Annotated in this window: 12 protein-coding genes; 11 read left to right on the forward strand and 1 reads right to left on the reverse strand. The window is 41.9% G+C overall.

All coding sequences use genetic code 11. The annotated features are described in order from the left end of the window. Nucleotides 1-3 precede the first annotated feature (3 nt). The 4 genes from gmd (at nucleotide 4) to AFM12_RS08100 (ending at nucleotide 5,653) form a co-directional block, all read left to right on the forward strand. Nucleotides 4-1,101: a GDP-mannose 4,6-dehydratase gene (gmd, locus tag AFM12_RS08085; RefSeq protein WP_055146411.1), complete on the forward strand. Its 1,098-nt coding sequence runs from the start codon at nucleotides 4-6 to the stop codon at nucleotides 1,099-1,101. A gap of 160 nt (nucleotides 1,102-1,261) precedes the next feature. After that, on the forward strand, nucleotides 1,262-2,290 hold the full coding sequence (locus AFM12_RS08090) for a PorP/SprF family type IX secretion system membrane protein (RefSeq protein ID WP_055146414.1): 1,029 nt from the start codon (nucleotides 1,262-1,264) through the stop codon (nucleotides 2,288-2,290). 91 nt (nucleotides 2,291-2,381) lie between these two features. Then, entirely contained in the window at nucleotides 2,382-3,839 is a 1,458-nt protein-coding gene (locus tag AFM12_RS08095; RefSeq protein WP_055146416.1) for an amino acid permease, read from the forward strand. A 239-nt stretch (nucleotides 3,840-4,078) separates the two neighbouring features. Continuing rightward, a complete protein-coding gene (locus tag AFM12_RS08100) occupies nucleotides 4,079-5,653 on the forward strand; it encodes an alanine/glycine:cation symporter family protein (RefSeq protein WP_055146419.1) in 1,575 nt (524 codons plus the stop codon). On the opposite strand, the gene AFM12_RS08105 is transcribed toward AFM12_RS08100, so the two are convergent. Further along, nucleotides 5,637-6,458, reverse strand: a complete 822-nt coding sequence (locus AFM12_RS08105) for an aminotransferase class IV (protein WP_055146422.1) — start codon at nucleotides 6,456-6,458, stop codon at nucleotides 5,637-5,639. The two genes, AFM12_RS08100 and AFM12_RS08105, sit on opposite strands and share 17 nt — an antisense overlap. A gap of 144 nt (nucleotides 6,459-6,602) precedes the next feature. On the opposite strand from AFM12_RS08105, the gene AFM12_RS08110 reads away from it, so the two are divergent. The 7 genes from AFM12_RS08110 (at nucleotide 6,603) to AFM12_RS08140 (ending at nucleotide 13,951) form a co-directional block, all read left to right on the forward strand. After that, entirely contained in the window at nucleotides 6,603-7,880 is a 1,278-nt protein-coding gene (locus AFM12_RS08110; protein WP_055146425.1) for a DUF349 domain-containing protein, read from the forward strand. 104 nt (nucleotides 7,881-7,984) lie between these two features. Beyond that, complete coding sequence (locus AFM12_RS08115; RefSeq protein WP_157687332.1) at nucleotides 7,985-9,889, forward strand: ArnT family glycosyltransferase; 1,905 nt, start codon at nucleotides 7,985-7,987, stop codon at nucleotides 9,887-9,889. A 75-nt stretch (nucleotides 9,890-9,964) separates the two neighbouring features. Continuing rightward, nucleotides 9,965-10,195 (forward strand): acyl carrier protein, encoded by a 231-nt coding sequence (locus AFM12_RS08120; protein WP_055146430.1) that lies wholly within the window; start codon nucleotides 9,965-9,967, stop codon nucleotides 10,193-10,195. A gap of 3 nt (nucleotides 10,196-10,198) precedes the next feature. Next, complete coding sequence (locus AFM12_RS08125) at nucleotides 10,199-11,251, forward strand: ketoacyl-ACP synthase III (RefSeq protein WP_055146433.1); 1,053 nt, start codon at nucleotides 10,199-10,201, stop codon at nucleotides 11,249-11,251. Between the two features lie 4 nt (nucleotides 11,252-11,255). Then, nucleotides 11,256-12,245, forward strand: coding sequence for a ketoacyl-ACP synthase III (locus AFM12_RS08130; protein ID WP_216598501.1), 990 nt, complete (start codon nucleotides 11,256-11,258; stop codon nucleotides 12,243-12,245). 53 nt (nucleotides 12,246-12,298) lie between these two features. After that, a complete protein-coding gene (locus tag AFM12_RS08135) occupies nucleotides 12,299-12,937 on the forward strand; it encodes a PglD-related sugar-binding protein (protein ID WP_055146439.1) in 639 nt (212 codons plus the stop codon). Between the two features lie 3 nt (nucleotides 12,938-12,940). Continuing rightward, a complete protein-coding gene (locus tag AFM12_RS08140; RefSeq protein WP_055146442.1) occupies nucleotides 12,941-13,951 on the forward strand; it encodes a glycosyltransferase family 2 protein in 1,011 nt (336 codons plus the stop codon). The last annotated feature ends 33 nt before the right edge of the window (nucleotides 13,952-13,984 follow it).

The following is a 13,984-nucleotide window of genomic DNA, read 5'->3' on the forward strand; positions in this document are numbered from 1 at the left end:
TTAATGAAAAAGGCATTAATTACAGGAGTTACCGGTCAGGATGGTGCTTATCTGGCAGAGTTTCTTCTGGAAAAGGGTTACGAAGTACATGGTATCAAAAGAAGAGCTTCTCTTTTCAACACCGATCGTATTGATCACATCTATAAAGACCTTCATGAGGCCAATGTTCGTTTCATTCTTCATTATGGGGATTTGAGCGACTCAACCAATATTATTCGAATTATTCAGGAAATTCAACCGGATGAGATTTATAACCTCGGAGCCATGTCGCATGTAAAAGTGAGTTTTGACTCTCCTGAATATACAGCAAATGTGGACGGTATCGGTACTTTAAGAATTCTGGAGGCTGTTCGTCTTTTAGGTTTGACCAAAAAGACCCGCATTTATCAGGCTTCTACCTCAGAACTTTATGGATTGGTTCAGGAAGTACCTCAGTCAGAGAAAACGCCTTTTTATCCAAGATCACCTTATGCCGTAGCCAAATTATACGGCTACTGGATTACAGTTAATTATCGGGAGGCTTATGATATGTTTGCCTGTAATGGTATTCTTTTCAATCATGAGTCGCCACTTCGTGGAGAGACTTTTGTGACTCGTAAAATCACCAGAGCGGTGGCTCAGATTGCGTTGAAAGAAGAAGATTGCCTTTTCCTGGGTAACCTGGATGCCAAAAGAGACTGGGGTCATGCCAAAGATTATATTGAAGCCATGTGGCTGATTCTTCAGCAGGATGAACCGGAGGACTTCGTGATTGCCACTGGCGAAACTACAACAGTACGTGATTTTGTGAAGATGGCTTTTGCTGAAATCGGTGTGGAGCTGGAGTTTAAAGGAACGGAAGAAAACGAAGAAGCATTTGTGAAGTCGTGTTCAAATCCTGAATATGTTTTGGAGATCGGGCAGAAAGTCGTGGCGGTTGATCCGAAATACTACAGACCTACAGAAGTAGAGCTTTTGATTGGTGACCCTACAAAATCAAAAACCAAACTGGGCTGGGAACCAAAATATGATTTACCTGCCCTGGTGAAAGAAATGGTTCAGGCAGATTTGGAGCTTTTCAAAAATCAATCAGGAGTAAATAAGGCCGGCAGACGGATTTGAGATAATTTACAGCCGTTCTCTTCGTTTTTGAATGACCTGAAGCCTTGTTTCGCAGTCATTTGGTTGATTCCAATGTAAAGTAGTTTTTGGAATGAATATTGTAATCATTTCCAATATGAACTGAATTTGCGAAAGCAATCAGCAAAAAGAACTTATACAGATGAAGAAACAGCTGCTATTAATATTGGTTTTATTAACCGGCCTGAATGCGTTTGGACAAGATCCGCAGTTTTCTCAATTCTACGCGGCTCCTATGTATCATAATCCGGCCTTTACCGGTAGTGGGTATGCTCCACGAATGATTTTCAACTTTAGAAATCAGTGGCCTTCGCTTTCAGCTAACTTTACCACTTCTGTATTGGCGGTTGATCATTATATCGATCGCTTTGGAAGTGGTATTGGCCTGATGGTTTTGACCGATCAGCAGGGAGCGGCTCGTTTAAAAAACACAGAGATTTCAGGTTTTTATTCGTATCAGTTGAATCTGGTGGACGATCATTTTTTACGATTGGGCGTTCAGGCTACGCGATCAAACCGTGGTTTTAATACGAATGGTTTGACTTTTCCTGATCAGTTTGATAATAACGGGTTTAATGGAAGTCCTACTAGTGATCCTTTGGCAGGTATACAATCAAATGCCAATTTTATGGATTTCAGCACCGGTTTATTGTATTATAATCCGAAAGCTTATCTGGGTGTTTCTGTTCATCATTTAACGGAGCCAGATTTAGGTTTGACAAACTCAGCTGAAGTTTTGCAACGTAAATACATGGTGAATGGGGGACTCAATATTCCTTTGAGAGACCCGTCTGGACTGGGGGCCAATAGTGATAAGGAATTTGTGTTGATCCCGACCTTCCTGTACAAACAGCAAGGGAAATTCTCTCAATTAGATCTGGGTGCATATGTGACCTACAGTCCATTAACAGTTGGTCTTTGGTATCGTGGAATTCCTCTCAAGAAGAACGGAACAAACTCAGTAAATCATGATGCACTTGTGGCTCTGGCAGGTTTTAGGTTTGACCAGTTCTCCTTTGGATATAGTTATGATCTCACCATTAGTAGCTTGGGCACAAGCTCCGGCGGAGCCCATGAAATTTCTGTAGCCTATCAGTTTGAAGCCTTCGAGTCAGAACGAAACCCCCACGTCAGAAGAAGAAAAAAGGCGTTGTCGTGCCCCAAGTTTTAGGCGGTACGACGCCTCCGAAAGATTTATAGAAGGGACGCTGTTTTTGCAGCGTCCCTTTTCTTTATATTGCATAGAAACTAATCAAATCAGAATGGCATCAAATATTTGGGCAAGGAAGTCGATTGATAAACTCATTGAAGGTGTTTCGGGAGAAGCCAATCAGCTGAAGCGGTCGCTGAGTGCCACCAGTTTGGTGGCTTTAGGAATCGGGGCTATAATTGGTGCAGGGCTTTTTTCTTTGACTGGAATTGCTGCCGCCAACCATGCGGGACCTGCGGTCACTATTTCTTTTATTCTGGCAGCAGTGGGTTGTGCTTTTGCAGGTCTTTGCTATGCTGAATTTGCCTCTATGATCCCTGTGGCGGGTAGTGCCTATACCTACTCTTATGCCACCATGGGTGAATTTATCGCCTGGATTATTGGTTGGGACCTCGTTTTGGAGTATGCCCTCGGTGCTGCCACGGTAGCGGTGAGCTGGTCTAGATATTTATTGGAATTGCTCAGTTCATGGGGTATTCACCTACCTGCTCATTTTGTTACCTCTCCTTACGAAACCCTTTCCCTAGCGGACGGAACCGTCATTGACGGTGGCTTTATCAATTTACCGGCGGTCATTATCGTCTTTCTGCTTTCTTTGCTTCTTATTCGTGGAACACAAGGCTCGGCTAGAATGAACAATGTTCTGGTGGTATTAAAAATCGCTGTGGTTTTGGTCTTTATCATTCTCGGTTGGAGTCATATTGATCCTCAGAACTATGTACCGTATATTCCTGAGAATACAGGGGTAAGAAGTGAATTTGGCTGGACAGGCATAGCCACCGGGGCGGCGGTTGTATTCTTTGCTTTTATCGGTTTTGATGCCGTTTCTACAGCAGCACAGGAAGCCAAAAACCCTCAAAAAGGAATGCCAATTGGTATTCTGGGCTCACTAGTCGTTTGTACCATACTCTATGTTTTGTTTTCTCATGTGATGACCGGTCTGGTTCACTATTCAGAGTTTGCGAATGATGCTAAGCCGGCAGCAACGGCTTTTGCTAAAACGGGTTATGATTTTCTTCAGCAAGGTTTGATTTTAGCCATTCTGGCAGGTTATACCTCGGTTATGTTAGTGATGTTGCTCGGGCAAAGCCGGGTTTTCTACAGCATGTCTCAGGATGGTCTCTTGCCGAAATTCTTTGGCGATGTACATCAAAAATTCAAATCACCCTGGAAAACAAATCTCTTCTTTATGGTTTTCGTGAGTCTTTTTGCGGGTTTTGTTCCGGTGAGTGATTTGGGGCATATGGTAAGCATAGGTACGCTGTTTGCATTTAGTTTGGTGTGTGCCGGGGTGTGGCTGATGCGGGTGAAACAGCCTGAAATGAAAAGGTCTTTTAAAACACCGTTGGTTCCGTTTGTTCCTATCATGGGAATTGCCGTTTGCGTGTATTTGATGTCTTCATTGCCAGTTGAGGCCTGGTATCGTTTGGCTGCATGGTTAGGTCTGGGTTTGATTATTTATTTCGGATATGGTAGAAAACACAGTAAAATCAACCATGAAATAGAATAATGGTGCAATAAACCCGAATTATGTATTGGGGGATCGTAGTGAGAGCTTAAATTACAAAGAATCAGACATCTAAATTAAATAATCATAGCATCGTTATGTTTATTGAATTTAGATGGGTTTACGAACTGATTCAAAGTAATTTCGGCTCGTAATAGATTTTCCAATGCATAATTCGGGTTAGATCATATTTCTTTTATCTTGCGAATTGATTTTTCAATTCATCAACCCAAACCTTTTATATGAATTTAGATAAATTAGCTTATCTGGCCCCGGAAAAAGGGATTGACGAAATTATTAACGACGCTTTTACTCCTGTTGCAGATGCTTGGGGAAGTATCGTACTCTTTCGTGTTTTTGATATTCCTTTTATTCTCATCCTTCTTGTCGGCGGGGCATTGGTTTTTACCGTTTATTTCTCCTTTGTTAATATTCGCCGTTTTCCGCTGTCCATCAATATTGTTCGTGGAAAATATGATGAAATAGAGCAAGGTGGTGATCCGATTACTACACCCAACCTCAATATTGTCGATGGTGATATTGTAGATACTATCCGAATTGAGGGCCAGGCTGGCGAAGTTAGCCATTTTCAGGCCCTGGCTACTGCGGTTTCAGGTACGGTAGGTTTAGGAAATATTGCTGGTGTGGCTTTAGCCATAGCACTAGGAGGGCCCGGAGCTACCTTCTGGATGATCGCAGTAGGTATTTTAGGTATGTCAACGAAATTTGTGGAATGCACCCTTGGAGTGAAATACCGGGACATAGCGGCCGATGGTACAGTCTACGGTGGGCCAATGTATTATCTGACTAAAGGTTTTAAGGATATTGGCAAAACGGGTCTTGGTAAGGCTTTGGCTGCCATATTCGCGGTCCTGTGTGTAGGTGCTTCTTTCGGTGGTGGTAATGCGGCTCAATCGAATCAGGCCGCTTCTCAATTAGCCTCGCTGATTGGTTGGGAAGGCGGAAGCTCCGGAACTGTGATAGGTATTGTTTTGGCTATTGTTGTAGGTGTGGTAATCATAGGTGGTATCAAGCGGATAGCTCAGGTCACTGAGAAGGTTGTTCCTTTCATGGCGGCCATTTATGTGGCAGCCTGTCTATTTATCATTTTTGCGAATTTTAGTTTCATTGATGACGCTTTCGCCTTGATTTTCAAAAATGCTTTCACTCCTGAAGCGGGCCTTGGTGGTATTTTCGGGGTAATGATCGTCGGCTTTCAGAGAGCTGCTTTCTCCAATGAAGCAGGTGCCGGTTCCGCGTCCATTGCTCACTCTGCTGTAAAAACGAAGTATCCTGCTTCAGAAGGCCTCGTTGCCTTACTGGAGCCATTTATTGATACGGTTGTGATTTGTACCATGACGGCTTTGGTGATCATCATGTACAACAGTTCAGGTATTTTTGAGTACGGTGGTGCCAGCGTTATGATTGGTGGTGAAGAAGTGGAAGGTGCAGTTTTGACCTCCATGGCTTTTGAAGCGGCTATTCCGTGGTTCCCTTACATTCTAACGGTGGCTATTGTTTTATTCGCCGTCTCAACCATGATTTCCTGGTCTTATTACGGTCTTCAGGCCTGGATGTACCTTTTTGGTAAAAGCAAGGCTGCAGACCTTTCATACAAAATCATTTTCCTCGTCTTTATTGTTATTGGAGCGGCGGCCAATATGAGTGCCGTTTGGGGTTTCTCAGATGCCATGATTCTGGCTCTGGTTTACCCTAACATGATAGGTCTGTTCTTCCTTTTCCCGAAAGTTAAAGAAGAACTGAACAGATACCTCGATGCCATTGGTGTGGCCAGATTCTTCAATAAGAAAGAGTAAAGGCATTGAAATCACTCAATAAGGATTGAGAAATAGGACCGGGTTTTCCGTTTCCGATAATCAGGTTATCAATTTGAGTGATGCTTAAAACTTTTTTAGTGGAAGAGGTCGTAAAGACCTCTTCTGCATTTTTAAGCTCCTCAAAAAGAACAGGACGTTCTTCAATTTTATATTTTTCTTTGGCGAACTCCAAAACCTTTCGGCGGGTAATGCCTTTGAGAATATTTCTTGAAGGGGTAATCAAGACATTGTCTTTGACGAGGAAAATATTGCTTCGGCTTAATTCAGAAATTTCTCCATTTTGATGATAAAGCACATCGTAAGACCCATTTTTAGCCAGTTCAGGCCTTATGGTAAGTAAAAATTTGTAGTCAGTACTTTTGGCCTCAGCCATATCCCTGAGATACTCCCGTGACTCTATTTTAATTCCTTTTTGATACGTGCTTTCGCTGACCTCTGCGATTTTTTCAGAGAAGACAATTAGAGTTGGATCTTCTGCATCAGTTCCGTTTATGGTAGTACCTCCGGTAAGAATAAATCGTATCGCACATTCATCCTCTGGAGATAGCCCAATCAATCGGTCAACCACCTCGCGGGCATCATTTTTTTCAATCGGAATTTTGAGATTTAGTTTCTCTGAGGAGTTCTCAAAACGCTTCCAGTACCAGTCCCATTGAAAAGGTTTTTTCTGATAGGTTCTGAAATAATCAAAAACTCCGTATCCCCTGAAAAGACCCAGGTCGTTGGCAGGAATTCTGCATTCCGATACGGGTAAAATCTCCCCTTTGTAATAGCAATGAAACATATTCTATTCGATTAGGGTTGTAAAATAGCAAAAGGATTCTTTTGACGGTCCATCTTAATCTTAATTACTTTGGATTCTTCAAAAAAACTGCGAGTTTTACGCTTACCAAACAACCGTAGCCAGTTTAATAAATAAAATAAACCAATGGAAGGTGTTACACTAGAAAATGAATACGCTTACATCAAAGACAGTAAGGTATTTTTAAAAGGGTATGCAGAAATGCCCGACAGACAAATAGGAGAGGTAAAAAGGACAGAAGAAGAGGCTTTCCAATACTTTGTTGATCGCTATGATATTGCGGTTAAAAAAGTTGAACAATTAGAGGAAGACATTGACAATGCCCAAAACAAGGGCTCCTATCTAACCAAACTTATTCAGCTCAGGAAAAGACTGTTGAATTTTGACGGAATCGGTGACTTTACCCCGTTACTGAAAAAATTGGACATCAAAGAGGCTTACCTTAACGGCCTGATTGAAGTTAATCAAAAGAATAATCTTCGAGTAAAGAACGAGCTCCTTGAAGAAGCCCGAAAACACAAAGACAGTGAGGACTGGGGAGATTCTTCGGACACACTTCAGGATATAAGAGCTAAATGGATCAGAACCGGTCCGGTTGACAAAAAGCGAAATGATGAAATGGAGGAAGAATTCAGGGACATTCTGGATACCTTTTACCAGCGTCGTAAAACGCATTTTGACGAGCAGAACCGCATTATTGATGTCAATAAGGCTAAGTTCGAAGAGCTTATAGAGAAATCTCAGGCTTTACATCGAAGAGATGATCTTGAAGAAGCCTTTGAAGATATGAAGTCTTATCAAAGGGAATGGAAAGACGTGGGACCTGTTCCTCCAAAAATGCTCAAGTTTCTTTACAAGAACTTCAAAAGATCTAATTCATCTTTCTACGAGAAATATGCCCGTTCTAAAGGTATTACGGTACAACGCCGTGTAGATCCTCGTGTGGAGTCTCAAAAAAGGATGATGGCTGAGGCGGAGCTTCTTTCTCAGGCAGAAAATGAGGCTATTTTTGATGCTACTACCAAAGCAAAGGTTCTCCTGAATCAATGGAAAAATATCCGGGTTCCTTCTCATGTGGCAGATAGAAATGTGGCGGAGCGTTTCAGGGCGGCTTGCGATAAGATTTTTGAATTGAGTTACCTGATGAAGGTGGTAGGTAGAAAGCACCCGACATTCAATTTCCTGGACGATAATCAAAAAGACATGGTGAAATACCGTGAAATGGAGAATATCGTGAGAAGAGCCAGAAATGACTTACAGGAGCTGGAGGAAAGCACTGAAAGAGATGCTGGTCAAAGTGGTGATATGGACAGAATGATGTTCAACAACCTTAAAACTCAGAAAAGAAAACTCTTAATGAAAGAGATTATTCTGGAAGAGCTACGCCAAAAAGTGAATTCCTGATTTCAGTTTAGATGGCCGTTTTAGCTATTCTATTATATCTTATCTTTTTTGGGCTGATTCATAAAAACAGCCTCAAAATTTCTCAAAACCCAGAAGAGTATTTTATGTACTGTTTTCTGGGTTTTGTTGTTAGTATAATCCCCACAGGGTATCTCCTTAGTGCTTTTAACCTCATCAACAGGCCGGTGGTTTGGGGTTTGGTTTTGCTTCTTTTCGTCTTACTCCAAAACTTTGCAATCAAATTAAAAAGCGAAGATGGCTACCGTTCAATAAAAGATGTCTTTTCTGAAATTAGAACTGGCCTGAGCTCTTTTTGGAGTTCTTGTGGTAGATGGGAGAAAGGCATTTTCGTGGTTCTGAGTCTTTTTATGCTCATCGTTACCATAATCAACATCTTGGTTTTGGTAATGACATATCCCAATGAATGGGATAGTATGACTGGTCACCTGGTCAAATGTGCTTATTACCTTCAAAATGGTCATATGGGCAGAGTGAACGGAACCACCTGGTCAATTGACTACTACCCGAATTCATTACCAACACTTCAGATTTTCGGATATCATCTTTTGGGAGAGAAAGGCTTTAAGTTGATTCATTTTCTGTCATACTGGGTCTTTGTGATTTCCACTCATGGGATTGCCAGAAAGCTTTTCCAAAACACAAAAGGGGCCATATTTGCAGCTTTCATGGCGGCCCTACTTCCCTCGGCCTTGATACAGGCCGTGACAACAGAGACCGATATTGTTCAGTCGGCTTATCTCGGCATGGTAGTTTATTTTTTGCTGGAGTTAAAAGAACAGGTCAACTTTAAAAATATTCTTATTCTGGCTCTGATCCTGGGCGTCTGGATTTCGCACAAGGTGACGTTTATGTTGATAGGGCCTGCGGTTTTTGTGATCGCTCTTTATGTCTTGTTCTCAGCAAAGGGATTGACCAAAAAGCTACCTCTTGCTTTTGGCCTTTTGGTCTTAAGCATGGCGGTTTATGTGGCCCCAAATGGCTATATCGGCAACCTCAAAGTGGCTGAGAAGCCGAGTCTGGGAGCACTTTCTGCTCCACCGATTATGATGAAATACCACGGTATTGAAGGCTATTCTAATCGCGACAAACTCCGAAACTTTGAGTTTAATGTTTTAAGGTACTCGTCTGACTTCCTGCATTTGGATGGACTCAGGAACACGGAATGGGGAGAAAAGTTGAACAATAGCTTTCGGGCTGTTCCGAATAAGGTTTTTAACAAATTCGGACTGGAGAGAGGAGAGTTTTGGGTGGTATATCCTTTTGAGATGATGGGTAACCCGCAAATGCAGTTTTATAAAGAACGGCCTTTTTGGGGAATCATCAGTTTTGCCTTAGTTCTTCCGGTTTTTGTATTGATTCTCATTGCTTATTTTAGAAAAAAGGTTGATTTATTGCCGGTTTTATTCGTCTCGGCGGCAGCTATTCATTTCTTTACCTTAAGTTTCACGGCTCCTTATGACCCCATCAAAGGCCGCTATTTCATGAATATGGCTGTTTGGTGCTTGCCTTTGTTGGCTTTTCTGTTTGAGAAGAAAACCAAATGGAAACCGTATTTACTGGTTTGTAGTGTTATCATCGGAATTACAGCAGTTTTGACATTGAGTCATCGCAGGCTCTATCCGCTGGTAGGTGAGAATAATATTTTTGAAATAGACAGAACAGCTCAGCTCACATTAAGCAGGCCCGAGTTTAGCGATGCCTACTATAAGTTTGAGGAGTTAGTGCCTGAAGATGCTATTGTGGCTTTGGGTACCCAACAGGAGCATGAAGACTATGTTTATCCACTTTGGGGTAAAGATTTTGAACGTACACTGATTCCAATTCACCCTTTCAGATCTCCGGTGAAACCCATACCACCTGAGGCCCAGTATTTATTCTATTCTGAAGGAGTTATACCTTTCAAAGACGGTGATATTCAGTTGGGAAAAGGTGACCAAACAAATGATACACCTGTACCGGAAAGTAAATATTTTCTCAGAAAGCTTTAGAGGCTGACAGTCGTCATACATCTTCGACCGTTTTTACGTAGTTTTGTGTTCCGAAATTGATAATTAGACTACGAAATGAATAAGGAAGAATTTATCCAGTTTTTTGCCGAGCAATTTGACGAGACCGAGCCGGAAGAATTCAAGGCGGAGACAGAGTTCAGGCAATTGGAAGAATGGGATTCAATGGTGGCTCTCATGGTAATTGCCATGATAGACGAGGAATATAATGTCAAAGTTAGCGGAGATGACATTCGCAACTCTACAACTATTGCTGACCTTATGGCGGTGGTAGAATCAAAAAAATAATACATGGCTTTTCTGGAAATACCCAATGTGAGCATCAAAGGAATGGCTGCTACTATGCCAGCCAATAGAAAGGATAACCTGACTGATCCTTTAGTGAATGATGCGGAGAAAATTCTCAAAAATACGGGTATCCAATATCGTCATCTGGCTGACGAAGGTATGACTGCTTCTGACTTATGTGAAGATGCGGCAAAAAGACTCCTTTCTGATCTCAAATGGAATGCTGAAGAGGTAGACTGCCTCATCTTTGTCAGACAAACGCCGGATTATATTTTACCGGCCTCTGCAACGATCTTGCAGGATAAACTTGGCCTTTCACAAAATGCCTATGCCCTTGATGTCGCCATGGGCTGTAGTGGATATGTTTTCGGTCTGAGTAATATTGCTGCACTTATGCAATCGGGCCATTTCAAAAAAGGGCTTCTTCTTGTAGGGGATACCATTTCAAGAACTTGTTCAGTCAATGACAAAAGCACGTATCCACTTTTTGGAGACGCAGGTACAGCCACTGCTCTGGAATACAAAGAAGGGGCTCCAACCATGAAGTTTCACTTCGGAACAGATGGCTCGGGGAAAGATGCAATCATCATTCCTGATGGAGGATCAAGGAATCCGTTTTCTGAGGATTCTGCGAGAGAAGAAGATATAGACGAAGGTATTTCGCGATCAAAAGCACAATTGGTGCTTGAAGGGATGGACGTCTTTTCTTTTGGAATTAGTAAGGCTCCCCAAAGTGTAAAGGCTTTGCTAGAGCATTTTGAGATTGATCAGGAAACGGTTGATAACTTCGCTTTTCATCAGGCCAATCTTTTCATGAATGAGAAGATTAGAAAAAAGCTCAAAATTGACCCGGAGAAAGTGCCTTATTCTTTGCCAAAATATGGGAACACGAGTTGTGCGACCATTCCATTGACCTTAATAAGTGAACGCAAAGAGGCATTAGAGAAAGGTTCTCAAAAGAACGTTGGCTGTGGTTTTGGTGTCGGCTTATCCTGGGGTTCAGTTTATTTTGAAACTGAAAACCTGACCATTTCTGAAATCGGAATACTAAAATAATCAAATGATGTCTCAAGCCTATATTAAAGCTATTTCGTACTATCTGCCTGAGCATATCTTGACCAATGAAGCTTTGGTTAAGGAATTTCCGGAATGGACGGTGGAGAAAGTGGCGAAAAAGGTAGGTATTAATCAGAGACACATTTCAGCTCAGGATGAATTTACGTCTGATATGGCCATAAAGGCTTCTCAAAAACTTTTTGAGGAGCATTCTATCGATAAGGCTGATATAGACTTTATTTTGCTCTGTACGCAAAGCCCGGACTACTTTTTGCCAACCACGGCCTGTATAGTCCAGGATAGACTTGGGATTCCCACCTCAGCGGGGGCATTGGACTATAATCAGGGGTGTTCGGGCTACGTTTATGGTCTGGCCTTGGCAAAGGGTTTAATTGCCGGAGGAATTGCTAAGAATGTTTTATTGATTACTTCTGAGGTTTATTCAAAGCATATCCATCAATCAGACAAAGGAAACCGAACCATCTTTGGTGATGCAGCTTCTGCGAGTTTGATCAGTACAGACGGATTTGCTGCAATTGGGGAGTTTGAATTAGGGACTGATGGTAGTGGTTTTGATGATTTGATTGTTAAGAATGGTGCCATGAAGTCAGGTACAAAGTCAACTGACACCAATATTGAGATGGATGATTTCCTGTTTATGAATGGTGCAGGAGTCTTTAATTTCACTTTGGCTGCCGTTCCATCGCTGGTTGAAAATACCTTAAGCAAAAATCAGTTGGAAGGTGTGGAATCAGTTGATTGGTTTGTTTTTCATCAGGCTAATTCTTTCATGCTCAATCACCTAAGAAAGAAAATTGGGATAGAGCAGGAGAACTTCCTGATGCACATGCAGGATTGTGGAAACACGGTTTCATCGACTCTTCCAATAGTCCTGAAAGAACATCACGAGAAGTTTAAAACGGGTCAAAAGGCTCTTCTTGCAGGTTTTGGTGTTGGTTATTCATGGGGAGGAAATGTTCTTACCTTCTGTTAGAGAAAAAATATTCCAGGGCCACCTTTATGGGCCTTTGGAGGCAATAAAACGGTATGAAAAATTTAGTCATTATTGGTGCCCGGGGCTTTGGCCGTGAGGTTTTTGATCTTGCGACCAACACACAGGCTTTCATCGATGGAGAGTATCAAATCAAAGGGTTTCTGGATGATAAAATAGACGCATTAGAGGGCTACAAAGGATATCCGGAAATCATTGACAGCGTGGAGCATTATACGCCCGAGGAAAACGACGTTTTCGTTTGTGCCTTAGGTACTGTGCAGCCTAAAAAGGAATATGCTGAAATGATTCTGGCCAAGGGCGGAGAATTTATCAATCTCGTAGATTTAAAAGCAAACGTTCGTTCCAATATCAGTCACCTGAAAGGTGTTTTGATTTTCTCTTTCGTGTTTGTTTCTGTTGATGTTACCCTTTCTGATTTTGTTTCATTACAGCACTTTTCTTGTTTAGGTCATGATGCCCGTGTGGGGAAATGGTCTCATATGAGTTCTTATTCTACGATTACAGGCTATACGGTTTTGGAGGATGAAGTGATGCTTCAAACAGGAGCTAAGGTAGTGCCGAAGAAAACCGTGGGTAAAGGTGGTTTTGTGGGAGCTGGATCTCTGGTAATCAGAAATGTTAAACCGGGTCAATCTGTTTTCGGCAGTCCGGCCTTACCGATGACTCTTTAACCAATGATAAAAGTGAGTGTGGTCATGCTGACCTACCGGCATGAAAAGTTTTTGCAACAGTCAGTGGAGGCTGTTCTTAATCAGCAAACAGATTTTGACTTTGAGCTGATTTTAGCTAATGATAATTCGCCGGATAACACTGATGCTATTGTAGAGAAAATCAAGCAAAACCATCCTCAGGCACAAAGACTCCGTTATTACCGAAATTCAACGAATTTGGGCGTAATGCCAAACTCCCGGAAAGCACTGGAAATGGTGCGGGGAGAGTATTTTGCCACCTGCGAATCTGATGACTATTGGAGCGACCCTTCGAAGCTTCAAAAACAGGTGAAATTTCTGGATGCTCATCCTGACTACAGCATTTGTTTTCATAATGCCAGAATAGAGTATTTTGATGATTTTGGGAGTAAAGACTCCGATTTCCTTCGTTCTGAGCTTCAGGATGATGACCTTCTCAACCCATGGAAAGAACAAAAAACTTTTGGTGTTGAAGATCTGATCGGCGAAGATGAGATCTGGTTTATGGCTACGGCCAGTCTGATGATCAGGAGCTCTGCTTTTTTCCCATTTCCTGATTGGCTTGAGAAGTCAAAGAGTGGTGATATTCCAATCCTGATTTTGTCAGCAAAGAATGGCAAAATTGGATATTTGCCAGAGGTTATGGCCGTATATCGCAAACATGCCGGCGGAGCTAGTTTGACAGATAATAAGAAAGACGAGAAGTTTCTGAGGAACCGGATATTTATGTATAAGGAGCTCAATAAGGCTACCGGGTTCAGTTTTAAGAAATCTTTTGAACGAAATATAGCACGGTACTACTTTATGTTGCTTGGTGCCTCTCAATACGAAAACCATTATTTTAAGAAACTCGGGCCTGCACTAAAGTATTTGCAGTTAACTTTTCCCCAGATTCCGCATAAAAAAGAGCTAATCAGAGATCACCTTCTCCCTCCATTCTTAATTCGGCTTTATGCCGGTTTTAAGAAGGCACTGGGGCTTTGGAAAGAAGATTGATTGATTTTGTATCTTGCTGAATAATTTACCACT

Origin of the sequence: Jiulongibacter sediminis (assembly GCF_001306455.1) — a bacterium.
Lineage (GTDB): Bacteria > Bacteroidota > Bacteroidia > Cytophagales > Spirosomataceae > Jiulongibacter > Jiulongibacter sediminis.

What these genes read in the sequence shown, in the direction of transcription:
- gmd (WP_055146411.1), top strand. Translation starts at nt 4, where the DNA reads ATGAAAAAGGCATTAATTACAGGAGTTACCGGTCAGGATGGTGCTTAT.
- AFM12_RS08090 (WP_055146414.1), top strand. Translation starts at nt 1,262, where the DNA reads ATGAAGAAACAGCTGCTATTAATATTGGTTTTATTAACCGGCCTGAAT.
- AFM12_RS08095 (WP_055146416.1), top strand. Translation starts at nt 2,382, where the DNA reads ATGGCATCAAATATTTGGGCAAGGAAGTCGATTGATAAACTCATTGAA.
- AFM12_RS08100 (WP_055146419.1), top strand. Translation starts at nt 4,079, where the DNA reads ATGAATTTAGATAAATTAGCTTATCTGGCCCCGGAAAAAGGGATTGAC.
- AFM12_RS08105 (WP_055146422.1), bottom strand. Translation starts at nt 6,458, where the DNA reads ATGTTTCATTGCTATTACAAAGGGGAGATTTTACCCGTATCGGAATGC.
- AFM12_RS08110 (WP_055146425.1), top strand. Translation starts at nt 6,603, where the DNA reads ATGGAAGGTGTTACACTAGAAAATGAATACGCTTACATCAAAGACAGT.
- AFM12_RS08115 (WP_157687332.1), top strand. Translation starts at nt 7,985, where the DNA reads ATGTACTGTTTTCTGGGTTTTGTTGTTAGTATAATCCCCACAGGGTAT.
- AFM12_RS08120 (WP_055146430.1), top strand. Translation starts at nt 9,965, where the DNA reads ATGAATAAGGAAGAATTTATCCAGTTTTTTGCCGAGCAATTTGACGAG.
- AFM12_RS08125 (WP_055146433.1), top strand. Translation starts at nt 10,199, where the DNA reads ATGGCTTTTCTGGAAATACCCAATGTGAGCATCAAAGGAATGGCTGCT.
- AFM12_RS08130 (WP_216598501.1), top strand. Translation starts at nt 11,256, where the DNA reads ATGATGTCTCAAGCCTATATTAAAGCTATTTCGTACTATCTGCCTGAG.
- AFM12_RS08135 (WP_055146439.1), top strand. Translation starts at nt 12,299, where the DNA reads ATGAAAAATTTAGTCATTATTGGTGCCCGGGGCTTTGGCCGTGAGGTT.
- AFM12_RS08140 (WP_055146442.1), top strand. Translation starts at nt 12,941, where the DNA reads ATGATAAAAGTGAGTGTGGTCATGCTGACCTACCGGCATGAAAAGTTT.